Origin of the sequence: Flavobacterium sp. (assembly GCF_041392085.1) — a bacterium.
GTDB lineage: Bacteria > Bacteroidota > Bacteroidia > Flavobacteriales > Flavobacteriaceae > Flavobacterium.
Genome location: NZ_JAWKMW010000005.1, coordinates 177,888 through 202,247, shown reverse-complemented (window position 1 = coordinate 202,247; position 24,360 = coordinate 177,888). Strand labels below are relative to the sequence as shown.

Annotated in this window: 25 protein-coding genes; 14 read left to right on the top strand and 11 right to left on the bottom strand. The window is 34.7% G+C overall.

Going from position 1 to position 24,360, the window contains the following annotated elements; translation table 11 throughout:
- Positions 1-13: 13 nt before the first annotated feature.
- Genes hemH through R2782_RS03870 form a run of 5 tightly spaced genes read left to right on the top strand, consistent with a single transcriptional unit; the run spans position 14 to position 5,210 of the window.
- The gene (hemH, locus tag R2782_RS03890; protein ID WP_371266760.1) at positions 14-1,051 is read left to right on the top strand and encodes a ferrochelatase; all 1,038 of its coding nucleotides are present in this window, start codon (positions 14-16) and stop codon (positions 1,049-1,051) included.
- Positions 1,051-2,394: an MATE family efflux transporter gene (locus tag R2782_RS03885; RefSeq protein ID WP_371266759.1), complete on the top strand. Its 1,344-nt coding sequence runs from the start codon at positions 1,051-1,053 to the stop codon at positions 2,392-2,394. The genes hemH and R2782_RS03885 overlap by 1 nt, the downstream gene beginning before the upstream one ends.
- Positions 2,395-2,934, top strand: a complete 540-nt coding sequence (locus R2782_RS03880) for a CopD family protein (RefSeq protein ID WP_371266758.1) — start codon at positions 2,395-2,397, stop codon at positions 2,932-2,934.
- A 56-nt stretch (positions 2,935-2,990) separates the two neighbouring features.
- Complete coding sequence (locus R2782_RS03875) at positions 2,991-4,424, top strand: PAS domain-containing sensor histidine kinase (protein ID WP_371266950.1); 1,434 nt, start codon at positions 2,991-2,993, stop codon at positions 4,422-4,424.
- A 3-nt stretch (positions 4,425-4,427) separates the two neighbouring features.
- Entirely contained in the window at positions 4,428-5,210 is a 783-nt protein-coding gene (locus R2782_RS03870; RefSeq protein WP_371266757.1) for an enoyl-CoA hydratase/isomerase family protein, read from the top strand.
- On the opposite strand, the gene R2782_RS03865 is transcribed toward R2782_RS03870, so the two are convergent.
- The 3 genes from R2782_RS03865 to R2782_RS03855 are packed head-to-tail and all read right to left on the bottom strand — an operon-like array spanning position 5,211 to position 7,586.
- Positions 5,211-5,855 carry an HD domain-containing protein gene (locus R2782_RS03865; RefSeq protein WP_371266756.1) on the bottom strand — a complete coding sequence of 215 codons (645 nt, stop codon included), beginning with the start codon at positions 5,853-5,855 and terminating at the stop codon, positions 5,211-5,213. It lies immediately after the preceding gene.
- A gap of 2 nt (positions 5,856-5,857) precedes the next feature.
- Positions 5,858-6,847: an acyl-ACP desaturase gene (locus R2782_RS03860; RefSeq protein ID WP_371266755.1), complete on the bottom strand. Its 990-nt coding sequence runs from the start codon at positions 6,845-6,847 to the stop codon at positions 5,858-5,860.
- Positions 6,848-6,851: 4 nt separating this feature from the next.
- Entirely contained in the window at positions 6,852-7,586 is a 735-nt protein-coding gene (locus tag R2782_RS03855) for a lysophospholipid acyltransferase family protein (RefSeq protein ID WP_371266754.1), read from the bottom strand.
- A gap of 133 nt (positions 7,587-7,719) precedes the next feature.
- Between R2782_RS03855 and recA the strand changes: the two genes are divergently transcribed.
- The 5 genes from recA (at position 7,720) to R2782_RS03830 (ending at position 11,987) form a co-directional block, all read left to right on the top strand.
- Positions 7,720-8,721, top strand: a complete 1,002-nt coding sequence (gene recA, locus R2782_RS03850; RefSeq protein WP_371266753.1) for a recombinase RecA — start codon at positions 7,720-7,722, stop codon at positions 8,719-8,721.
- An 89-nt stretch (positions 8,722-8,810) separates the two neighbouring features.
- On the top strand, positions 8,811-9,224 hold the full coding sequence (locus tag R2782_RS03845) for a hypothetical protein (protein WP_371266752.1): 414 nt from the start codon (positions 8,811-8,813) through the stop codon (positions 9,222-9,224).
- Positions 9,225-9,244: 20 nt separating this feature from the next.
- Positions 9,245-9,787 carry an RNA polymerase sigma factor gene (locus tag R2782_RS03840; protein ID WP_371266751.1) on the top strand — a complete coding sequence of 181 codons (543 nt, stop codon included), beginning with the start codon at positions 9,245-9,247 and terminating at the stop codon, positions 9,785-9,787.
- Positions 9,784-11,337: a hypothetical protein gene (locus R2782_RS03835; protein ID WP_371266750.1), complete on the top strand. Its 1,554-nt coding sequence runs from the start codon at positions 9,784-9,786 to the stop codon at positions 11,335-11,337. Before R2782_RS03840 ends, R2782_RS03835 begins: the two co-directional genes overlap by 4 nt.
- A 152-nt stretch (positions 11,338-11,489) precedes the next feature.
- Complete coding sequence (locus tag R2782_RS03830) at positions 11,490-11,987, top strand: nuclear transport factor 2 family protein (protein ID WP_371266749.1); 498 nt, start codon at positions 11,490-11,492, stop codon at positions 11,985-11,987.
- On the opposite strand, the gene R2782_RS03825 is transcribed toward R2782_RS03830, so the two are convergent.
- Positions 11,984-12,931, bottom strand: coding sequence for an L-threonine 3-dehydrogenase (locus tag R2782_RS03825; RefSeq protein WP_371266748.1), 948 nt, complete (start codon positions 12,929-12,931; stop codon positions 11,984-11,986). The two genes, R2782_RS03830 and R2782_RS03825, sit on opposite strands and share 4 nt — an antisense overlap.
- A 143-nt stretch (positions 12,932-13,074) precedes the next feature.
- On the opposite strand from R2782_RS03825, the gene R2782_RS03820 reads away from it, so the two are divergent.
- Both R2782_RS03820 and mfd read left to right on the top strand, forming a co-directional pair.
- The gene (locus R2782_RS03820) at positions 13,075-13,662 is read left to right on the top strand and encodes a hypothetical protein (RefSeq protein WP_371266747.1); all 588 of its coding nucleotides are present in this window, start codon (positions 13,075-13,077) and stop codon (positions 13,660-13,662) included.
- A gap of 45 nt (positions 13,663-13,707) precedes the next feature.
- Positions 13,708-17,025 (top strand): transcription-repair coupling factor, encoded by a 3,318-nt coding sequence (gene mfd, locus R2782_RS03815; RefSeq protein ID WP_371266949.1) that lies wholly within the window; start codon positions 13,708-13,710, stop codon positions 17,023-17,025.
- Positions 17,026-17,047: 22 nt separating this feature from the next.
- On the opposite strand, the gene R2782_RS03810 is transcribed toward mfd, so the two are convergent.
- From R2782_RS03810 to R2782_RS03800, 3 genes are all read right to left on the bottom strand, one after another.
- Complete coding sequence (locus R2782_RS03810) at positions 17,048-17,707, bottom strand: aspartate kinase (protein ID WP_371266746.1); 660 nt, start codon at positions 17,705-17,707, stop codon at positions 17,048-17,050.
- Positions 17,708-17,769: 62 nt separating this feature from the next.
- The gene (locus R2782_RS03805) at positions 17,770-18,129 is read right to left on the bottom strand and encodes a YraN family protein (RefSeq protein ID WP_371266745.1); all 360 of its coding nucleotides are present in this window, start codon (positions 18,127-18,129) and stop codon (positions 17,770-17,772) included.
- A gap of 227 nt (positions 18,130-18,356) precedes the next feature.
- Positions 18,357-19,253 (bottom strand): LD-carboxypeptidase, encoded by an 897-nt coding sequence (locus tag R2782_RS03800; RefSeq protein WP_371266948.1) that lies wholly within the window; start codon positions 19,251-19,253, stop codon positions 18,357-18,359.
- 386 nt (positions 19,254-19,639) lie between these two features.
- Between R2782_RS03800 and metG the strand changes: the two genes are divergently transcribed.
- Both metG and R2782_RS03790 read left to right on the top strand, forming a co-directional pair.
- Positions 19,640-21,697 (top strand): methionine--tRNA ligase, encoded by a 2,058-nt coding sequence (gene metG, locus R2782_RS03795; protein WP_371266744.1) that lies wholly within the window; start codon positions 19,640-19,642, stop codon positions 21,695-21,697.
- Between the two features lie 11 nt (positions 21,698-21,708).
- Complete coding sequence (locus R2782_RS03790) at positions 21,709-22,401, top strand: HAD family hydrolase (protein ID WP_371266743.1); 693 nt, start codon at positions 21,709-21,711, stop codon at positions 22,399-22,401.
- 15 nt (positions 22,402-22,416) lie between these two features.
- Here R2782_RS03790 and R2782_RS03785 read toward each other — a convergent pair whose 3' ends face one another.
- The 4 genes from R2782_RS03785 to R2782_RS03770 form a co-directional block, all read right to left on the bottom strand.
- Positions 22,417-22,866, bottom strand: a complete 450-nt coding sequence (locus R2782_RS03785; protein ID WP_371266742.1) for a hypothetical protein — start codon at positions 22,864-22,866, stop codon at positions 22,417-22,419.
- 187 nt (positions 22,867-23,053) lie between these two features.
- A complete protein-coding gene (locus tag R2782_RS03780) occupies positions 23,054-23,506 on the bottom strand; it encodes an HRDC domain-containing protein (protein WP_371266741.1) in 453 nt (150 codons plus the stop codon).
- Between the two features lie 15 nt (positions 23,507-23,521).
- The gene (locus R2782_RS03775; protein ID WP_371266740.1) at positions 23,522-23,845 is read right to left on the bottom strand and encodes a single-stranded DNA-binding protein; all 324 of its coding nucleotides are present in this window, start codon (positions 23,843-23,845) and stop codon (positions 23,522-23,524) included.
- A gap of 67 nt (positions 23,846-23,912) precedes the next feature.
- Positions 23,913-24,242, bottom strand: a complete 330-nt coding sequence (locus R2782_RS03770; RefSeq protein WP_371266739.1) for a single-stranded DNA-binding protein — start codon at positions 24,240-24,242, stop codon at positions 23,913-23,915.
- Positions 24,243-24,360: the final 118 nt, after the last annotated feature.

Sequence of the window (24,360 nt, the reverse complement as noted above, 5' to 3'; positions counted from 1 at the left end):
TTGCTTTTACAAAATGAAAAAAGGAGTATTATTAATCAATCTCGGTTCGCCCGATAGTCCTGAACCTAAAGACGTTCGGAGGTATTTAGATGAGTTTTTAATGGATGAACGCGTGATTGATGTTCCCTATCTTTTGCGTGTGCTTTTGGTAAGGGGAATTATTTTGAATACACGCCCGAAAAAATCGGCGAAAGCCTATAAAAAAATTTGGTGGGAAGAAGGTTCTCCATTGATTGTGCTTTCAAAACGTTTACAAGAAAAAATTCAAAAGCAAGTCAGCGTTCCGGTTGAATTGGCCATGCGATACGGAAACCCTAGTATTGAGTCGGGACTAAAAAATTTGTACAATCAAGGAATTAAGGAAGTACTTTTGGTTCCCTTGTATCCTCAGTTTGCAATGGCTACCACGGAAACCATTTTAGTTTTAGCCGAAAAAATCAGAAAAGAACAATTTCCGGACATGGCCTTTACCATCGTTCCATCCTTTTATAATCAACCGGATTATATAAGGGATTTATCTATTTCGATTCAAGAATCATTGACTGTTTTCCAACCTGATTATCTTTTATTTTCTTATCACGGTGTACCGGAAAGACACATAAAAAAATCGGACATAACAAAAAATCATTGCAAAATTGACGGTTCATGTTGTCAAACGGCCTCAGATGCTCATGCCTTTTGTTATCGCCATCAATGTTATGAAACCACCCGTCAAGTTGCCGCATTTTTGAATTTAGAAGAAGGAAGATACAGTACCTCTTTTCAATCGCGTTTAGGGCGTGATCCTTGGTTACAACCTTACACTGATGCAACAATTGATGGTTTGGCTCAAAAAGGAATAAAAAAATTAGCTGTTGTTACCCCTGCTTTTGTGAGTGATTGTTTGGAAACGTTGGAAGAAATTGGCATGGAGGCCGCTCATAGTTTTAAAGAAAACGGTGGAGAAGAATTTTTGTCCATTCCGTGTTTAAATGATAGAGAAGATTGGGTAAAGACCATGAGTAGATGGATTGATCAGTGGGCTTTTGCCGAAATAAAAACAAGTAAATAATGACAAAATCGTCAGGAGCATTAGGTACCGATGACATCAAACAACTCTTGATTAAACAAGCAGTTCCTGCCTCTATTGGGATTTTATTTATGTCGCTTAACATTTTAGTCGACACCATTTTTGTGGGCCAATGGATTGGATCGTTAGCCATTGCAGCAGTTACCGTGGTTTTACCGATTACCTTTTTAATTTCTTCGTTGGGAATGGCAATCGGAATTGGTGGAAGTTCAATCATTTCAAGAGCTTTAGGAGCTAAAGACAAAGAAAAAGCCTATCGGACTTTTGGCAATCAAATTATGATGACCCTTTTTTTAGCCTTGTTTTTTGTGGTGATAGGACTTTCATATTCCGATGAAATTTTGTTACTTTTTGGTGCAAATGGTGAAATCATGGTGCCGGCGAAAGCCTTTTTTATTCCGGTACTAATCGGAGTACCTTTTTTAGCACTCTGTATGATGGGAAATAACGTCATAAGAGCTGAAGGAAAAGCAAAATTTGCAATGATGGCGATGATTATTCCGGCTTTTGGAAATATTTTTCTCGACATTGTTTTTATTAAATTTATGAATTTGGGAATGTTTGGAGCTGCCTTGGCAACAACCATTTCATATTTCATGTGCTTTGTTTTCATTCTTTGGTTTTTTATTAAAAAAAGTGAATTAAAACCTTCTGCCTATCATTATCGATTAGACTTTTCATTGGTTAAAGAAATCTCTTCGTTAGGTTTGGTAACCTTTTCCCGACAAGGTGTTGTGAGCATTTTAGCAATCATTATCAACCATACATTGTTTGTTTACGGAGGAGAACATTCGGTCGTGGTTTATGGAATCATCAGTAGAATGTTGATGTTTGCCTTATTCCCCATTTTGGGAATCACACAAGGGTTTTTACCGATTGCCGGATACAATTACGGTGCAGAAAATTTCACTAGGGTGAAAGAAACCATTTCTATTTCCATAAAATATGCTGCTCTTTTAGCTACCTTTATATTTTTACTTATTTTAATTTTTGCTCAACCTATTGTTGCAGTTTTTACAAATGATATAGATGTAATTGCAGAAACACCTGATGCAATGCGATGGGTTTTTGCTGCCACACCAATAATTGCCTTACAACTTATTGGAGCTGCTTATTTTCAAGCTGCTGGAAAAGCAATCCCCGCTCTGTTGTTGACATTAACCAAACAAGGCTTTTTTCTCATTCCGTTGGTGCTTATTTTGCCAAATTATTTTGGTGTTTTTGGAGTATGGGTGGCTTTCCCAATTGCCGATATTCTTTCAACACTAATTACGGCCTATTTTTTGCGAAAAGAAATGACTACCCAATTAATTGAAATAGAATAAATGGAATTGTATAACTATATTAAAGCATTACACCTCATTTTTGTGGTCACTTGGTTTGCGGGGCTGTTTTATATCGTTCGCTTATTTGTATATCATGCCGAAACAAAAGACAAGTCCGAACCGGAGAAAAGTATTTTAATCAAACAATACCAACTGATGCAATACCGGCTATGGTATATCATTACTTGGCCAAGTGGTGTTCTAGCTAGTGTATTTGCCTTTTGGTTGTTGTACTTAATTCCAGCTTGGTTAGAACAAGATTGGATGTTAGTAAAACTAGGTTTTGTGATTCTATTATATGCTTATCACATGAAATGTCATTTGATTTTTAAGCAATTACAAAAAAATGAAGTAAAAAACAGTTCCAATTTTTTTCGCCTTTGGAATGAAGGGGCAACACTTATTTTATTTGCTGTTGTTTTTTTAGTAATTCTCAAAGATGCTTTCAACTGGATTTTTGGCGTAATCGGAATTTTCTTCCTGTCAATTTCGCTTATGATTGGTTTTAAAATGTATAAACGATTTAGAGAAAAAAAGTAGTGAGTTTCCCTTATAAAATAAGTACTCTTTCGCTTCGCGTTAGAATTTTCATCTCAATGATTTTTCTAACCGTAATTTCGTCTATTTTAATAGCTTCGGTATCAATTTTTCAATTTAGAAATGAAGCAAAAGAATACCATCAAGAAAGATTAGAGAGAAAAGAAACCGCAATCAAGGAAAACATTAATTACATTCTTAAAAACACAACGTATCCATTAACAACAGAGAATATTCCGCTTATTTTTTCAGAAAGAGATAAAATTCATGAAATTGCTGATATTCATTCTTTAGAAATAAATTTTTATGATTTAAACGGAAAGCTCTTAAAATCCTCCAAATCTTCTTTTGCAGTAGATGAAGAGCCTAAATCAATTCCGGAATACATCGTTAGACTGGTTCAATCTAGCATGGACAAAAGGTATGTTGATATCAAAGAAATCAATGGTGTTAAAAATCTATCATCCTACAGCGAAATAAAAGATTTACAATTCAAGCCATTAGCCATTTTGAACCTTCCTTACATTGAAGATGATGGATATTACGAACGTGAATTGCGAAAATTCATGATTCGATTTGGGCAAGTATATGCTTTTATGTTGGTGCTTTCTGTTGTTTTAGCCTACTTTTTATCAAGTTTTATTACCAAATCTATCAAAACTATCTCTGATAAGATTACTGAAACACAGTTAACCAAAAAGAATGAAAAAATTGAATTAGAAACTAATAGTAGGGAAATTGGACTATTGGTTGAGGCTTACAACAACATGGTAGATAAATTGGAGGAAAGTGCCGTGAAATTAGCCCAAAGTGAGCGTGAACAAGCCTGGCGTGAAATGGCAAAACAAGTGGCTCACGAGGTTAAAAATCCGCTTACCCCAATGCGATTGACGGTACAGAGTTTTCAACGAAAGTTTGATGAAAAGGATCCGAATATCAAACAAAAATTAGACGATTATACCAAAATTTTATTGCAGCAAATCGACATAATGAGTTCGGTTGCTAATGCATTTTCTAATTTTGCGTCGATGCCGGCTCAGCAAAACGAACGTATCAATGTAGTAGAGGTAGTTCAACTTGGGTTGGAAATATTCAACGAAAATTATATCCAATTTGAATCTACTGAAAAAGAAATTTTTATGATGATGGATCGATCACAATTGATTCGAATTATTACTAATTTGATAAAAAATGCTATACAAGCAATTCCAATTGAAAATCATCAACCATCTGTTATTATTTCTGTTTTAAAAGAACATTCTAATGTTGTTATTAAAGTGAAAGATAATGGTATTGGTATTTCGGATGAAAATAAAACATACATTTTTGAACCTAAATTCACAACAAAAAACAGTGGTATGGGGCTTGGACTGGGTATTATCAAAAAAATTATCGAAAATTACAACGGAACAATTACCTTTGAATCTCAGCAAGACAATGGCACTACTTTTAAGGTAACATTACCAATTAATACAAACGAACAAATTGCATAAATCATGAATTACGAAAATATTTTAGTAGAAAAAAACAATGGGTTTTCGATAATTACTATCAATCGTCCTACCAAATTAAATGCATTAAATAAAGCTACGATTGAGGAACTGCATCATGCTTTTGATACTGAAAATAAAGATAAATCAACTCGGGTAATCATCATTACCGGAAGTGGTGAAAAAGCATTTGTTGCAGGAGCCGATATTTCCGAATTTGCTCATTTTTCTGTGGAAGAAGGTGGAAAATTAGCCGCACAAGGACAAAAATTATTGTTTGACTTTGTCGAAAACCTTTCTACTCCAGTGATTGCAGCCGTTAACGGTTTTGCTTTAGGTGGCGGATTAGAATTAGCGATGTCGGCTCACTTTAGAATTGCCTCCGACAATGCCAAAATGGGTTTACCCGAAGTTACTCTTGGTGTAATTCCCGGTTACGGAGGAACACAACGTTTACCCCAATTAGTAGGGAAAGGTCGTGCCATGGAAATGATTATGAGTGCCACGATGATTGATGCCGAAACAGCTAAAATTTATGGTTTAGTTAATCACGTGGTTCCGCAAGCGGAATTGATAGAATTTACAAAAGGAATTGCAACAAAAATCGCCAAAAATTCTCCTGTTGCCATTTCTAATGCAATAGAAGCAGTTAATGCCAATTTCAAAGACGGTATTAACGGCTATGAAACAGAAATAAAAAACTTCGGTAAATCATTTGGTACAGCCGATTTTAAAGAAGGAACAACGGCGTTTTTAGAGAAAAGAAAAGCTGATTTTAAAGGAGAATAACTACATTTCCCCTTCCCATTCCGCATAAAATTGGCTTAAGAATGTTTCCATAAATCGGTGACGTTCTTGGGCCAATTTTTTACCGGTTTTTGTGTTCATCTTGTCTTTTAGCAGAAGTAGTTTTTCATAAAAATGATTCAACGTAGGCGAATCACTGTTTTTATATTCTTCTTTAGTCATACTGAGTTTGGGTGGAATACTTGGATTATAAATAGCTCTATTTTTAAAACCCCCATAATTGAATGTTCTGGCTATTCCAATAGCTCCTAATGCATCCAATCGATCGGCATCTTGCACAATTTCTAATTCTTTGGATGAAAAGGTTTTTTCAAAATTTCCGCCTTTAAAAGAAATATTTCTAATGATTTGAACTACATGCTCAATAATTTCTTGAGAAATATGTTCACTTTCTAAAAATGTTCGGGATATCTTTGGACCAATTTCTTCATCACCCTCATAAAATTTAGAATCGGCAATATCGTGTAACAAAGCACCTAATTTCACAACGGTGACATCACAATCTTCTTCTTGGGAAATCAAAACTGCATTTTTATAAACGCGTTCGATATGAAACCAATCATGACCTCCCTCAGCGTCTTGGAGTTGTTGTTTTACAAAAAGAATTGTTTTGTCAATAAGTGTCATTTTTATTTCACCAAAGCCGGTTGCACCCATTTAAATATATGTCCGGTTTCCGGTATGACCAATCGTTCAGAAACTCTAGCCATTCTTTCGGGAAGCTTCATCAAATAATCTCGGGCTTTCTCAGCTTCGCTTGTTAGTCCGTTTATTTTATCGATATTCCACTTGTCAATTAATTTTTGAAGAATGACAACATAATCTGCTGCTGTGTAAACGCCAATACGCTGAGCTGAATCTGAAAACTGTTCAAAGGCAGTACTAATTTTTTGACCTGATTCACGAAGAAAATGAGCCGGCATAGTAATTTTTTGTTTCATCATGTATTGAAACGCCAACATCATTTCGCTTGGATCTACTTTAAAAATCTGATTCACAAATTCTCCATAGGCATGATGATGACGCATTTCATCTCCTGCAATAAGTTTACACATTTTTGACAACTTATTATCTCCAAATTTTTTAGCTATTTGCGAAACGCGGTTGTGAGAAATATACGTGGCTAATTCCTGAAAACTGGTATAAACAAAGTTTTTATAAGGATCTTTACCGGTACCAATATCAAAACCGTCGTTAATCAAATGTTGCGTAGTCATTTCTATTTCTCGCATATTTACCCTTCCGGAGAGATAAAGATATTTGTTCAGTACATCCCCGTGACGATTTTCTTCTCCTGTCCAATGTTTTACCCATTTAGACCATCCATTTCTACCTTCGCTATCTACACCTTCTACTTCGGTTAGCCAAGATTCGTAAGTAGGCAAAGCCTCCTCAGTAATTGTATCTCCAACCAAAACAACCCAAAAATCATAAGGTAATTCTTTAGCAATTTCACGTAGCTCGGTTACCTCATCAAAAAAAGTTTCTTTTTCGGAATCCGGTAATAAATCGGAAGGTTGCCATATTTTTTCTACCGGAATCAAAAAGTCACTCATAAAAGAATCTACTTTTTTTTCCAATAATTGCATTACTTCTAAACGAATGTTTTTGATAGACATATTGTTAATGTTTTATTCCGTTTACTACGGCGTTTTCGGTTCTTTGCATTACTTCTTCAAACGGAATTCCTTTAATAGGAAAAGGCTCTTGTATCGTAAAAGTTAATCGGTTACACAAACCCATTGGAAACATCCCAAAACGGACCATTTTCCATGAATTATTAATCGAAATTGGAACAATATAAGCCGATGGAGCGTATTTACATAAAATTTTCAATCCATTTTCTGAGAATTTTTTAGGAACACCTGTCTTACTTCGGGTTCCTTCTGGAAAAATCACTGTGGATCGTTTGTTTTTTTCAATGTATTCAGCCATTTCTTTGATGGCTGGCAAAGCTTGCTTAGGGTCTTTTCTATCTATTAAAACGGAACCGCCATGTCTTAAATTGTATGAAACACTCGGAATTCCTTTGCCTAATTCTTTTTTGCTAATAAACTTCGGATGCCACCAACGCATAAACCAAATGATAGGTGGAATATCATACAGACTCTGATGATTAGACACAATGATTAACGGAACGTTTTTAGGTAATTTTTCTCGATTTTGAAAATCATACGTTGTTCCTAATAAGTGCGTACTTCTAACCAAACAAAAATTTAAATAATCTACGCTTTTTTTGTGTGCTTGGTATCCCAATACAGTAAAACAAAACCATTGGATAGGATGAAAAACACATAAAAACAACCCAAAACAGAGGTAGTATAAAATTGAAATTGGATAAGAAATTAACTTATGCATAGTGTTTTTGTAATGATTGCAAAAATAGGAAATCGAATTAACTTTTTGAGTTACTTTTTGTGGAAAAATAAATTAGAAAGAGATGAAAAAAAAAAGTAATTTTACCACATTAATTAATTAAAGCCACACTATTATGAGTTCAGAGAAAGAAGCCAAATTAAAAGCCTTGCAATTAACGTTAGACAAATTAGATAAAACATACGGAAAAGGCACCGTGATGAAAATGGGAGATAAAGCGGTTGAAGAAGTTGAAACGATTTCTTCAGGTTCTTTAGGTCTCGATTTAGCTTTAGGTGTAAACGGTTATCCTAAAGGAAGAATTATTGAAATTTATGGTCCCGAATCTTCCGGTAAAACAACCCTGACGCTTCATGCCATTGCTGAGGCCCAAAAATCAGGTGGAATTGCCGCTTTTATAGATGCTGAACATGCTTTCGATCGTTATTATGCCGAAAAATTGGGGGTTGACATTGAAAATTTAATCATTTCGCAGCCCGATAATGGCGAACAGGCCCTTGAAATTGCCGAAAATTTAATTCGCTCAGGAGCGATAGATGTTGTTGTAATTGACTCCGTCGCAGCATTAACTCCTAAAAGTGAAATTGAAGGTGAAATGGGTGATTCTAAAATGGGATTACACGCCCGATTAATGTCTCAAGCCTTAAGAAAACTTACTGCAACCATTAGCAAAACACATTGTACCGTTTTCTTTATCAATCAATTACGCGAAAAAATCGGTGTGATGTTTGGTAATCCCGAAACCACAACGGGTGGAAATGCTTTAAAATTTTATGCTTCTGTTCGGTTAGACATCCGAAGATCTTCTCAAATCAAAGAAGGTGAAAACGTAATCGGAAATCGTACCAAAGTAAAGGTTGTTAAAAACAAAGTAGCCCCGCCTTTCAGAACCGCAGAATTTGATATAATGTACGGTGAAGGAGTTTCTAAAACCGGTGAAATTCTTGATTTAGCGGTTGAGTTTGATATTATCAAGAAAGCAGGGTCATGGTTTAGTTATGGAGAAACAAAACTTGGACAAGGAAGAGATGCAGTCAAAGCACTTATTAAAGATAATCCGGAATTAGGAGATGAATTAGAACAAAAAATTAAAGAAAAAATTAAAGAAACTGAATAAATTGTAAACCCGAAAATTTCGGGTTTTTTTATATCCACAACGCAACCTATTTCTTTTTTTTGTATCTAAAAAATATAATTACCCTATTTATGAAAAAGTTAGTATTGTTTTTTGTTATTCTTTTTAGTTTAATCTCTTGTGGTTTAGAAGATGACACCCCTCAGGCTTATCATTTTGAAATATTACCCGTTGAAGATTTTATAGTTCCTGACACTTTTGATTATTTGAATATACACCAGATAAAACTATTCTATAAAAAACCTAATTCATGTTACGATTTATCAGGAATTTATTTTGACAAATACTTAAACGAACGAACTATAGCACTCCAATGCGTAGTGCTTAATTCAACAAATTGTGACCCTTATGAAGAAGTTTACGAAGTTGATTTTAACTTTGAAGTAATAAGCACAGAAACCTATTTGTTTAAATTTTATAAAGGTAAAGATGCAGATGGAAATAATATTTTTGAAGAAGTAGAAATTCCGGTAAATAGTGACTAAACCCCAATAGTAAACGGCGAGTGAATCTAGAACTACTCATACATGAATGCAAAAGCAACAATACTAAAGCACAAGAACAATTATTTAGATTATTTTCTCCAAAATTGTTTAGTGTCTGCATTAAGTATTCAAAGAGTTATGTTGAAGCTCAAGATAATTTACAGGATGGGTTTTTAATCATATTTAATAAAATAAACCAATTTAACAACAAAGGTTCTTTTGAAGGTTGGGCAAAAAGAGTGATGGTTAACAATATCCTTCAAAAATACCGAACACAAGGAGTTTTTGAAATTGTATCCGAAAATTATCCGGATGTTGTTGATGTAGAAGTTGATGAAGAAAATGTGTCAATGGATTTTTTGACCAAAATAATTCAAGAGTTACCAGACAAGTATCGCTTGGTTTTCAATTTATATGTTTTAGACAATTATTCTCATAAAGAAATAGCTCAATTGTTAAACATTTCGGAAGGAACATCGAAATCAAATTTATCAAGAGCAAGAGCTATTTTAAAAGAAAAAATAGAAAACAAGGCGTCGAATGAAATGAATGAAGCCAAATGAAAAATAAAAAGAATTTAGACCGATTGTTTCAAGAACAATTTAAAGATTTTGAAGAAATTCCACCGGAAATTGTTTGGAAAAACATCGAAGCAGAACTGACTAAAAAGAAAAAAAGAAGAATTATCCCGATTTGGTATAAACTTTCGGGTGTTGCTGCTTTGCTGATTTTTGGATTTTTAGGAACTCGAGTTATTTTAAATCAACCTAAAATTGAAAAAACTAATCCGGTTGTAATTGAAGAAAAAATAAATTCAACCAAAAATCAAAACAGCGCTGTTGATTCTGAAGAAAAAATCAATCAGAATGAATTGAATTCTGATGAAAATGTCTCAAATAAAATAAATAATCCCCAAGAAAAACAATTGTTTTCAAATGATGAAACTGTTGCTAATGGAAATTTAAACATTGAAAAAAACTCCAAAAAACAAAATAATCAGAATAGTAACCTTGACAAAGTAAACCAAAAAAATAAAGAAAATACAGGATTGGTATCAAATTCCATCGATAAAACAGAACGAACCAGACAAGAAACTGAAAAGAATTTAAACGAAAAAAATAATTCGGAATTAGTTGATAATTCGAATACTAAATTAAAAACAATTTCTGAAACGCATAAAGTTATTGTTAATGCGTCTTTAAACAATACAAAAACACAACAATCGGAAAAAAATAGTATCATAAATGACAATCAATTTGTGTTGGAAAATCATTCTGAGAAAATTGATGAAAATAAAATCGATTCAACTGCTGTTGCCTCTTCAAAAACAACAAAAGAAGAATTGAATACGTTGGGAGAATTGCTACAAGAAAAAGAAAAAGACCAAAAACCTAAAGTTGAACCTAAAGAAAACAGATGGCAAATTACCTCAAATGTTGCACCTGTCTATTTAGGTTCATCTTCCAACGGTTCTCCAATTGACAGTCAATTTGCAAATAACAGTAAGGAATATCAAAACACGATCAGTTACGGCCTCGGTTTTCAATACGATGTTAGTAAAAAATTAACCTTAAGAACCGGTATTAATAAAGTTAATTTTGAATATTTAACCAACGGTGTAGAATTTTATGCCTCGCTTGAAGGTAGAGAAATGGTGTCGTTAAGTCCCACAAGCTCCTCAAATACCGCACCAATTGTGGTGTTTAACACAGATGTTGCTAGTAGTGAAGTTTCTTTATCAACTTGGACTCAGCAAGGAGCTATTCAACAAAATATGGAATACTATGAAATTCCACTTGAGGTATCTTATAAAATTTTGAATAAAAAGTTTGGCATAGACGTCATTAGCGGATTTAGTACACTCTTACTCAATAATAATAGCTTAATGATAGTTTCCGATGGTTTTTCTGCCGAATTAGGAAAAGCAAATAACCTGAGTTCAGTTCATTTTAGCACAAATGTTGGGCTTGGTTTCAGGTATAGATTTTGGAAATCATTTCAAGCAAATTTTGAACCTACTTTTAAATATCAACTCAATACATTTAGCAATAATGATGGTGGATTTAAACCCTATTTTATTGGTTTATATTCCGGTGTCAGTTATCGTTTTTAAAACAAAAAGCTTTGTTGGTTTAGCTTAAAATGTTTTAGTTTTTTAGTTAAGTTCGTTATTACTTTTGTAATCATCAGTATTAACAAAGAGAAAAGAGCACTTCCGGTTTTGGTGCTCTTTTTTTGTATCTTTAACTTTCAAAATAAACTCAGATGAAAGCATATTTAATCACTTTACTAGCAATTTTTAGTGTTTTTTCTAGTTCTAATTCAGAACAAGAAAAAAAGGAAATTGATTCGGTTATAAATCAATGGCATGAGGCTGCAGCGGAAGCAAACTTTGACAATTATTTTGGTTTAATGACTTACGATGCAGTTTTCATTGGAACGGATGCTACCGAAAATTGGAACAGAAAAGAGTTTGAAGCTTTTTCAAAACCGTATTTTGACAAAGGAAAAGCATGGACATTTTATTCATTAGAACGTAATATTTATTTAGATAAATCTAATGAAATAGCTTGGTTTGATGAACTATTGGACACTTCCTTTAAAATTTGTAGAGGCTCAGGTGTACTTGAAAAAGTGAACGGAAAATGGAAAATAAAACACTATGTGCTTTCAATGACCATTCCTAATGAAATTTCGGATGAGATTGTTAAATCAAAAGATTCTATTGAAACGCCTTTAATTAGTAAACTGAAATTAAACTAGTTAACTTTTTTTAGGTTTTCTAACATCTCAACGGTCATCAAATCCAAATCAAAATTGTGCTTCCATCCCCAATCGGCTCTTGCAGCAGAATCATCAATCGATCCGGGCCAACTGTCTGCAATTTTTTGACGGAAATCGGGTTGATAGGAAATAGTAAAATCAGGAATATGCTTTTTAATTTCTGACGCAATTTCTTTCGGTGTAAAACTTACTCCGGACAAATTGTAAGACGAACGTATTTTAATACTTTCCGCCGGGGCTTGCATAATCTCAATTGTTGCTCTAATGGCATCATCCATATACATCATGGGTAAACGCGTTTCTTCCGATAAAAAACACTCAAATTGACCGTCACTTAATGCTTTGTGATAAATATCTACAGCATAATCGGTTGTTCCTCCACCCGGTGGCGTTGACCAGCTGATAAGTCCGGGATATCGAACACTACGAACATCTACACCAAAAATGTGATGGTAATATTCACACCATCTTTCTCCGGCTTGTTTTGAAATTCCGTAAACCGTTGTGGGTTCCATAATGGTATATTGTGGTGTATTTTCTCTTGGCGTTGTAGGGCCAAAAACAGCAATACTCGATGGCCAAAATATTTTTTTTATTTTTCCGGCTTTCGCCAAATTCAATACATGAAAAAGTGAATTCATATTTAAATCCCAAGCAAAAGCAGGGTTTTTTTCAGCTGTAGCCGATAGCAAAGCAGCCATCAAGTAAACTTCTTCAATCTTATATTTTTCAACAATATGTTCAATTTGATTAAAATCAAGAGCGTTTAACACTTCGAAAATTCCATCATTAACCACATCATTATTCAGTTTTCTGATATCAGATGCAATTACGTTGCCTACACCGAACTGTTTTCGTAATTGCTGTGTTAATTCGGTTCCTATCTGACCGCACGCACCAATAATTAAAATTTTTGTGCTCATTTGGCTCTATGTATTTTAGAATGCAAATATAACGTTTTCGTAAAGTAAAAAATGGGCAACGGGGTATTTATTTCAGAAAGCTTTAACTTGAATAACCAAGTTTCGATTTACCTTTGTATTTTTGAAAATCTAAATTAAATGTGATGAAAATCCGCTTACTTTTTATCTTTATTATTACCTTATTTCTTTTTTCCTGTGAAGAGGATAATGAGAAACGATTGATTCAACAACAAAAAGAAGTAGCCAAAAAAGAGGAAATCTTCAAAAAAATAAACAAGGCGTGGGGTTTTAGAACAATGAATTTAGAATCTTCTTCGCAAAATTTAGTGAAAGATTGGGCAGAATGGCGATTGTTTTTAACTGAATTACAACAAAAACCAACTAGTTCCATTGGGGCTTTTCAAAAAAAATCAAAAGACCTAACTCAAAAGGCAGATGCTCTTTTGAATAGTATTCCTCCATCATTATCCAATCCGGAGTTTAAAAGTAGATTTACCGTTTTGTTAAATAATTTTCGTTCATTAGAATTATACATCCATTTAGATGCTATTCCTGAAAAAAAAGTAATTGATTTAATTTCGGCTATAAACTTGCAATTGGCTTCTATAGAGTTACAAATGAACGAGTTAATTAGAAAAAGACAAATTCCAACAGAACATGGCGAAGCAGAAATGATCAGAATGTTAGATACTTCCAGAGCCGTTCGGGAAACACCAAAAAAATTAGACTAATTGAACGTTTCAAACATTTCATCTAATTATCATCCTTCTGCTAAAATTATTCAATTAGCGGAAAACATTGCTGTTCCTGAAAAAAAAGTGCAAATCAAAGGATTGGTTGGCTCTTCCCTTTCATTTGTGATTCAAGCTCTTTTTGAAAAATCAGAATTACCTTTTTTATTGCTTTTTAATGATAAAGAAGAAGCCGCTTATTATTTGAATGATTTAGAAAACCTCATCAACGACCAAGATGTGCTGTTTTATCCGAGTTCGTACCGCCGACCATATCAAATTGAAGAAACAGACAATGCCAATATTTTGCTTCGGGCCGAAGTGTTAAACCGCATCAATTCCCGCAAAAAACCATCAATTATTGTGACCTATCCGGAAGCTCTTTTTGAAAAAGTGGTTACGCGAAAAGAATTGGATAAAAACACATTAAAATTGGCGGTTGCCGACCAAATTTCGATTGATTTTATCAACGAAGTATTATTTGAATACAATTTCAAACGAGTCGATTTTGTATCGGAACCCGGAGAATTTTCCGTTCGTGGCGGAATCATCGATGTATTTTCGTTTTCCAATGACAATCCGTACCGAATTGAATTTTTTGGCAATGAAGTAGATAGTATTCGAACGTTTGATGTGGAAACCCAACTTTCACTGGAAAAACAGAAGAAAATTGCCATCATTCCCAACGTTGAAAATAAATTTTTACAAGAAAACAGAGAGAGTTTCCTTAATTATATCAACCCCAAAACAGTTCTTTTTGTTCAGGAAACAGAAATGGTTTTGAGTCAGTTTGATAAATTATTTGATAAAGCAACAGAAGCTTTTGGCAAACTTTCCAATCAAATAAAACAGGCTTCGCCCGAAGAACTTTTTATCAATCAATCGTCATTTGTAAAAAAAGCTCTCGATTTTTCGTTAGTTGAAATCGGATTGAAATCGTTTTTTAAAACAGAAAAAACAATTGAATTTCATACCAAACCGCAACCTTCATTCAACAAACAATTTGATTTATTGTTGAATGATTTGAACGAAAATCACTTTAACGGAATCAAGAATTACTTGTTTTGTTCCAATGAAAATCAAGCCAATCGCTTTCATGATATTTTTGAAAGTTTGGATGAAGAAAATCACGAAAACATCCGAAAACAATACAAAACCATAGTTTTTCCACTTTTTCAAGGTTTTATTGACGAGGAAAATCAATTGGCTTGCTACACCGATCATCAAATTTTTGAACGGTATCATAAATTCAGCATCAAAAATGGTTATTCCAAAAAGCAAACCATTACGCTTAAGGAATTAACCCAACTTTCGGTTGGCGATTATGTCACGCATATTGACCACGGGATCGGGAAATTTGGAGGTTTACAAAAAATACAGGTAGAAGGGAAACTGCAAGAAGCCATCAAATTGGTGTATGCTGACAATGACATTGTGTATGTGAGTATTCATTCGCTACACAAAATTTCAAAATACAACGGCAAAGACGGTACGCCCCCAAAAATTTACAAATTAGGTTCCAATGCGTGGAAAGCCTTAAAACAAAAAACCAAAGCTCGCGTTAAACACATTGCTTTCAATTTGATTCAATTGTATGCCAAAAGGCGTTTGGAGAAAGGTTTTGCCTGTGCACCGGACAGTTATTTGCAAAAAGAATTGGAAAGTTCGTTTATTTATGAAGATACGCCGGACCAAATTACGGCTACACAAGATGTAAAAAACGACATGGAACGCGACCGCCCTATGGATCGATTAGTATGTGGCGATGTGGGATTTGGAAAAACAGAAGTCGCCATTCGTGCCGCTTTTAAAGCCGTTGACAACGGAAAGCAAGTCGCCATTTTGGTTCCCACCACAATTTTGGCTTATCAACATTATCGTACTTTTACCGAACGTTTGAAAGACATGCCTGTGACCGTAAATTATTTAAACCGATTTAGAACCGCTAAACAAAAAACCGAAACTATAAAAGGCTTGGCTGAAGGAAAAGTTGACATCATCATTGGGACCCATCAATTGGTTAACAAAGATGTGAAATTCAAAGATTTAGGTTTATTAATCATTGACGAAGAACAGAAATTTGGCGTAAATGTAAAAGATAAACTCAAAACGATTTCGGCCACGGTCGATACGTTGACGTTAACTGCCACTCCGATTCCGAGAACGTTGCAATTTTCGTTAATGGCAGCGAGAGATTTATCGGTTATCACAACACCGCCACCGAATCGTTATCCTATCGAAACGCAAGTAGTTGGGTTTAATGAAGAACTAATTCGAGATGCTATTTCGTATGAAATTCAACGAAATGGTCAGGTTTTTTTCATCAATAATCGTATTGAAAACATCAAAGAAGTAGCCGGAATGATTCAACGATTGGTTCCTGATGCTCGCGTTGGCATTGGTCACGGACAAATGGACGGCAAAAAATTGGAAGAATTGATGCTGGCTTTTATGAATGGTGAATTTGATGTTTTAGTTGCTACAACCATTATCGAAAGTGGTTTAGATGTCCCGAATGCCAACACAATTTTTATTAATAATGCCAATAATTTTGGTCTATCCGATTTGCATCAAATGCGGGGTCGTGTGGGTCGAAGCAATAAAAAAGCGTTTTGTTATTTCATCACACCGCCTCAATCCGTAATGACAGAAGATGCACGAAAACGAATCAATGCGTTAACGCAATTTAGCGAGTTGGGAAGCGGTTTCAACATTGCCATGAAAGATTTAGAAATTCGGGGTGCCGGCGATTTATTAGGGGGTGAACAAAGTGGTTTTATCAATGAAATTGGTTTTGAAACCTATCAAAAAATCATGAACGAAGCCATTGAAGAATTAAAAGAAAACGAATTCAAAGAATTGTATCAGGAGGAAAATGATATTGAAACCAAAGAATTTGTCAAAGATCTTCAAATTGATACGGATTTTGAATTGTTGTTTCCGGATGATTACATCAATAGCGTTAATGAACGTTTGAATCTATACAACGAACTCGGAAATGTAAAAGATGAAGAAGGTTTATTAGCTTATGAACAAAAACTTATTGACCGTTTTGGACCTTTACCAAAAGAAGCTCAAGCCTTGTTAAACAGCATTCGCATCAAATGGATTGCCACCCGATTAGGTATTGAAAAACTCATTATGAAACAAGACAAGATGATTGGTTATTTTGTGGGCGACCAACAAAGTGATTATTACCAATCGGCTCGTTTTCATAAAGTACTTCAATTTGTGCAACAAAACGGCAATCTCTGCAAAATGAAAGAGAAAGAAACCAAAAGCGGTTTGCGTTTGTTGTTGACGTTTGAGAATGTAAAATCGATTAAAAAGGCGTTGGAATTAATGGCGATGATGGGGAGGTAACCATTCCACAAACCTTTTACGTTTACAAACTCTTCAAGTCCTTAATAACTTTAAACGCCACATCAACTTCTTCTTCGCTTACTAAAATGGTAAATTCGTTGGAGGTTGAAATGACTTCATTAATAATAATTCCTTCCCAAGCCAAACGTTGAAAAATGAAGTAATAAATCCCGGGAATGCTGATGTTTTCTTTAGGTAATTTTACAGTAATGGAGGCTAAATTATCCAATTTTTGAATCAGTTTTTCACCTGAAAAATGTTTGTCAACTAAATAACCAACACTATTGCTTACCACAATATTGGTTTCATTTACGCCACGGGATGACGTGTAAAAAATACCATTTTCTTTGTTGATTTCTGAAATCAAAGCCGCTTGTTTGTCTAAAATGGTTTCGGAAACCGCAAACGTATAATCGATTAATGAGGAACGAACCGTGATTTCACCAATGTTTTTTAAGACTTTTAAAATTTTGTGATTCACTTTAAAATCCAATTCTTCTGATAGGCGTTTTAAAGCCATGACCACCGCTCCTTGCTTGACATCTTTACCCAATTCCTGCTCTAATTCGGGCATCATGTTTCGGGATAATGAAGTAAGATTGATGATCCCTTGCGACAAAGCACTCAATAAAAACGGTTTGGTTTTAATGTAATGTTCTACAACCGAAGAAATTGTTTTCATATCATTTCGTTTAAAAAACGTCACAAAGATATAAATAAAAACAATTTGTTACAGATATAACATTAAAAATAATAAAAAGCATCTTCAATGTGTTCAATAGAAGTTTCGTAATTGTTGAGCACAATCCCGATAATGTCAAAACGTACTTCCAAATCCAGGTCTTTTTCGGTCATGTATTGATCAACGGCTTTGACTAAGTTTTGAATCTTTTTTCCTTTTACAAAATCTTGTGGTAAACCAAAATCGGCAGAAGTTCGGGTTTTGACTTCCACTATGGCTAAAATGTTATCTTTTTGGGCCACGATATCCAACTCGGCTTTTTGAAAAACCCAATTGCGTTCCAAGATTTCATAACCTGCTTTTTGTAGAAAATCAGCGGCTATTTCTTCTCCTTTTTGACCAAGTTCATTGTGTTTTGCCATAGTAAATAAAATTAATTACTCATTTTCTACCCAAGATTTTAATAGAAAAATGACAGCTACTATTATCAGGAAAGCTAAAAAAATTCTATTATTAATCTTTCTTGATTTAATAAATATTGAACTCCTTTCGTTTTTACTTGCTAAAAACTGTTCCCACTTGAGCATAGATTTAAATAAAAAATATGCAAGTACTAAAAGTATAACCGAATATATAAAGTAATCTATTTTCATTCAAACTTCAAACTCGTACCGTTTTCTGTCACTTCTAACATTACCTGCCTTCCAAAAACCAAGGCTCGGTTATCCGGAATATGTCCTGCCGGGAAATTGTAAACTATCGGAATATTATATTTTAGGGTAATATCTTGAATAATTTCCAAGGCGTTTTTGCCCCACGGAATTTCGTTATCGTTCATTTTGGTCATGCTTCCTACTACAATACCTTTTAAACTTTCTAAACATCCGTTGCGTTTGAGGTTCATCAGCATGCGGTCGATGTGGTATAAATATTCGTCTAAATCCTCTAAAAATAAAATTTTATCGGTGCAATCTATCGCAGAAGCCGACCCAAACAAACTGTATAAAATGGAAAGATTGCCGCCAACCAATTCACCTTTGGCTTTGCCTAATTTGTTCATTTTATCATATGGAATCGAATAGGAAAGACTTTCGCCAAATAAGGCTTTGCGTAAGCTTTCTTTGGCTTCGGGTGTGGCTCTCGGGATATTAACCGGCATCATTCCGTGAATGGATTGAAAACCTAACGTATTCAAATGACTGTGTAAAACCGTTACATCACTAAACCCAATCACCCATTTAGGATTTTTCTTAAAGGTTGAAAAATCAATCAAATCAACCATCCGAACGGTTCCGTAGCCGCCACGAACGCACCAAATAGCTTTTACATTCGGGTTGTTCATTTGCGTTTGAAAATCTTTTGCTCGGTCTTCGTCAGTTCCGGCCAATTGGTGATTATCTAACCCAATAGAAGAACCAATAACAGTCTTTAATCCCCAGTTTTCCAAAAATTCTTGGGCCAATTTTAGGTCGTCATTAAGGTGTTTTCGGGCGGTGGCAACAATGGCAACCGTGTCGCCTTTTTGTAAATACGGTGGAGTTATCATTTTTTTTTCCATTTGAGCTTTGGTGGTGAAAAAAAGTGAAAGGAATAAAAGGGTTATAACGTTTTTCATGTTCACCGGTTTTCTTTTAACAAATAAACAAATTATCCTTTGGTTTAGCAAGTTGATTTGTTTTGAAATGATTTGTTACCCGAATTTTTTAGCCCGGATAGTAGTGGAAAGCCTTTTGCAGGATGGTTGTATTTTTTATTGGCAAAAAATAGCGACCAACGAAAGCTCTTTTTTTGCCTTAGAAAAAAACAACAAGACAAAAAAGCTTGGAACGAATAGCCGGAATAGCTTCTTGAAAAAAATAAAATGAAATCTCTGAAGTCATTGCTTCGTGTCTCTGCGATAAAAAACTTATTTTTGCATACAATTTCGAAATTATGATAGAAAATCCGAAAAGATATACGATTACGGCGGCTTTGCCCTATACGAACGGCCCAATTCACATTGGACATTTGGCGGGCGTTTATGTTCCGTCTGATATTTATGCCCGCTACTTGCGTTTGCAAGGCAAAGATGTGGCGTTTATTTGCGGTAGCGATGAACACGGCGTGGCGATTTCGATGAAAGCCAAAAAAGAAGGTATTACGCCTCAGCAAGTGATTGATAAATACGACGGAATTATTCGGAAATCATTTATGGATTTTGGGATTTCGTTTGATAATTATTCGCGGACATCGGCTAAAATTCACCATGAAACAGCATCGGCTTTTTTTAGAAAATTGTATGAAAACGGCGATTTTGTGGAAGAAGTCACCGAACAATTGTTTGACGAGCAAGCTCAGCAGTTTTTGGCCGATCGATTTGTGATGGGAACGTGTCCGAAATGCGGCAACGAAGAAGCGTATGGCGACCAATGTGAAAAATGTGGTTCCACGTTGAATGCGACAGATTTGATTAACCCCAAATCGACCATAACCGGCACGACTCCGGTGAAAAAAGAAACCAAACACTGGTTTTTGCCATTGAATCGTTACGAAGCTTTTTTACGGGAATGGATTTTGGAGGGCCATAAAAACGATTGGAAACCCAATGTTTACGGACAAGTAAAATCATGGGTAGATGGAGGTTTGGAGCCAAGAGCCGTAACGCGAGATTTGGATTGGGGAATTGATGTTCCGGTGGAAGGTGCCGAAGGCAAAAAGTTATACGTATGGTTTGACGCTCCGATTGGATATATTTCTTCAACCAAAGAATGGGCTGCTAAAGAAGGAAAAGATTGGGAACCGTATTGGAAAGATGCCGATACGAAATTGGTTCATTTTATTGGAAAAGATAACATTGTTTTTCATTGTATCATTTTTCCGGTGATGTTAAAAGCCGAAGGAAGCTATATTTTGCCTGATAATGTTCCGGGGAATGAATTTTTGAATTTGGAGGGCAATAAATTATCAACGTCTAAAAATTGGGCGGTTTGGTTGCACGAATATTTGATTGATTTCCCGGATAAACAAGATGTGTTGCGATATGCTTTGACTGCGAATGCACCGGAAACCAAAGACAATGATTTTACTTGGAAGGATTTTCAAGCGAGAAACAATAATGAATTGGCCGCTATTTATGGGAATTTCATTAATCGCGTAGTGGTATTGACAAATAAATATTATGATGGAATAGTGCCTCAGCCGAATGAATTTACGGAAGTGGACGAACAAACTTTAGCAGAATTAAAAGCCTATCCGGCAGTGATTTCAAGTTCAATTGAACGTTACCGGTTTAGAGAAGCCTTGGGCGAATTGATGAATGTGGCTCGTTTAGGAAACAAATATTTAGCTGACGAAGAACCATGGAAAATGGTGAAAACAGATCCGGAACGGGTGAAAACACAGATGTATGTAGCGTTGCAAATTGCGACGGCATTGGGAATTTTATCGGAACCGTTTTTACCGTTTACGGCGAAAAAGATGGTCACTATTTTAAAAAATGATTTGATTAGTTGGGAGAAAGTTTCCAAATCATCCGAATTAGTTAAACCCGGTCACAAAATCGGTCAGGCAGAAATATTATTTGCTCAAATTGACGATGCCGAGATTCAAAAACAAATAGACAAATTAGAAGCCACCAAAACTGCAAACAAAATGGAAAACAAAACCGTTGAACCCCAAAAAGAAACTGCCACGTTTGAAGATTTTTCAAAATTGGATTTGCGTGTCGGCACGATTTTAGAAGCCGAAAAAATGCCAAAAGCCAATAAATTATTGGTCTTAAAAGTGGATACCGGAATGGATGTGCGAACCATTGTTTCTGGAATTGCTGAGCATTTTTCACCGGAAGAAGTGGTTGGAAAACGGGTGACCGTTTTAGTAAATTTAGCCCCAAGAGCCTTACGTGGTGTAGAAAGCCAAGGTATGATTTTAATGACCAACAATGCAGAAGGAAAATTGGTTTTTGTAAATCCGGATGCGGATGGGGTGGATAATGGGGCAATGATTTCTTAAAAAAACAATATATGAACCTAAAAGTAATCGCATTCGACGCCGACGACACTTTATTTGTCAACGAACCTTATTTTGAAGAAACGGAGAAGAAATTCTGTGGTTTGATGGAAGATTATTTATCACATCAAAGTTTATCGCAGGAATTATTTCGGACGGAAATTCAAAATTTACCGGTTTATGGTTATGGAATTAAAGCCTATATTTTGTCGATGATTGAAGCAGCGATGAAAATTTCGAATAACACAATTTCAATCGAAATTGTCGAAAAAATTATTCAATACGGTAAAGAATTATTAGAAAAACCAATTGAATTGTTAGATGGAGTTGAGGAAACTTTGGCAGAGTTACACGGAAAATACAAATTGGTTGTTGCAACTAAAGGCGATTTAAAAGATCAACAACGTAAATTACACGATTCGGGTTTGGGGAAATATTTTCATCATATTGAAGTGATGTCGGACAAACAAGTGTTGGATTATCAAAAATTAATTGGACGACTTGAAATTAAACCGGAAGAATTTTTTATGATTGGAAATTCACTAAAATCGGATGTTTTACCGGTTTTGCAAATTGGAGGATATGCCGTTCACGTTCCTTTTCATACCACTTGGGCTCACGAACGAATTGATCACAAAGTAGAACATCCCAACTTTAAAACAATTGAAAAAATTACAGAAGTTTTGCCGATTTTGCTTAACAAATAATTAGGGTTGAATTATTTAGTCGAAATAAGTCCAATTTATACCATCACTCACAATAATTATTGATTTTCCAACGCTATTGGGTGGTAAAAAGATGGGGCCGTTTACTGCTGAGCCAACTTTTGTGGTTTTATTGAAAAATCTTTTTCCGCCGGCGGTATACAATTCTACAGTTTCAAAATCTGTTATATTTCTTAAAATATAAACTCTTCCGGGTGTAGTTGCTGGATCATTTAAGTAAAATTGAAGATTTCCTGGAGTTGGAGTTAAATTTATATAAACACCATCGTTTATTAATGTTGCACCAAAAGCCGGACCACCATTTAACGAAACGACTTTAACGGATAAATTTCCATTAATATCTAAAGTACTTAAAGGCGTAGTCGTGTTAATTCCAACTTGTCCAAAGGAACTAATTGAAAGCAAACACATCAATACTAAAATAAAAATAATTTTTAACTGGCTCATATGATTTATGTTAATTTACAGTAAAGTTAAACAAACTGTTCAATAATTTAACATCAAAAATACACAACACCTCATCGAAAACGTTTTCGTGTTGAAAACTTTATAATTTAAACGTGTACAAATTCCTATTTTCATAAAAAAAGCGACAATTTTTTCGATTGTCGCTTTGGTCTAAATTAAATTGGTTTTAACTGGCGTTTAATAATGAAATAATATCGTTACCATATCGTGAAATTTTATTCTCACCAAAACCTTTGATTTTTTTCAGTTCATCAACAGAATCCGGTTTTAATTTTGCTATCGTCATCAATTCAGAATTATGACAAATCATATATTGCGGCAATCCTAATTTTGATGATTTCTCGCTTCGCCAATGTTTCAGCGAATTCAATGTGTTTTTTTCTTCTTGCGTTAACTCTTCATAATTCAACACGGCTACTTTTTCTGTTTCATTGGACTCTTTAGTTTTCTCAGTTTTTGGCGAATAAAAAACCAAAACCGACCAATAATCAATCATTCCTGAGATAAAGTTGGTTGCCGTTTTTTCAACTGTTACTTCCCTTAAAAATTGATTAATAGCGTCTTGATCGTTCTGCAAGTGCTCCCCACTCACACGAACTCTAAAATGTTTTACTTTCATAATGAAAATTAAATTTTAGTTTTTACCCAAGACCATTACATCGCTCACCACTACTTCTGTGATATAACGTTTGTTTCCTTCTTTGTCGTCATAACTTCTAGTGGAAAGTTTGCCTTCAATGGCAATTTCTTTTCCTTTGGTTACAAACTTTTCGATGATTTCAGCATTTTTATCCCATGCAACGATACGGTGCCATTCGGTTTGCTCTACTTTTTCACCTTTCTTGTTGGTGTAGGTTTCATTAGTAGCAATATTTACATTAGCTACTTTTCCTCCTTCAAAGGTTTTTACTTCCGGGTCATTCCCAACGTGACCGATTAACTGTACTCTGTTTTTCATAGTGTTCATGGCGTATAAAATTTAATAATTAATATTGATTTTTGAATTTTGATATTGAAATTGATGCTTAGTTCATCAAAAGAAGTTCATTGATGACTACTTCGGTTACATAACGTTTGTTGCCTTCTTTGTCGTCATAACTTCTGGAAGTCAACTTCCCGGTCAATCCGATTTTTTTTCCTTTATCAACAAATTTTTCGATGATTTCGGCTGTTTTGCCCCAAGCAACTACATTATGCCATTGGGTTTGTTCTTTTTGGTCTCCACTTTTGTTTACATAAATATCTTTGGTAGCAAGTGATAAGGATGCAACTTTTTTTCCTCCTTCTAAATCTCTGACAATTGGATCTTTTCCTACGTGTCCGATTAACTGTACTTTGTTTTTTAATGCATTCATGGCTTGTAAAATTTTAAATGGTTATAAATTAATTTTTGTCGTTGTTTGTTTTCGACAATGCAAAGATTTAACGGTTTGCAAAATTTATTCGGTATAAAATCATTTACTTTCGGTTGTA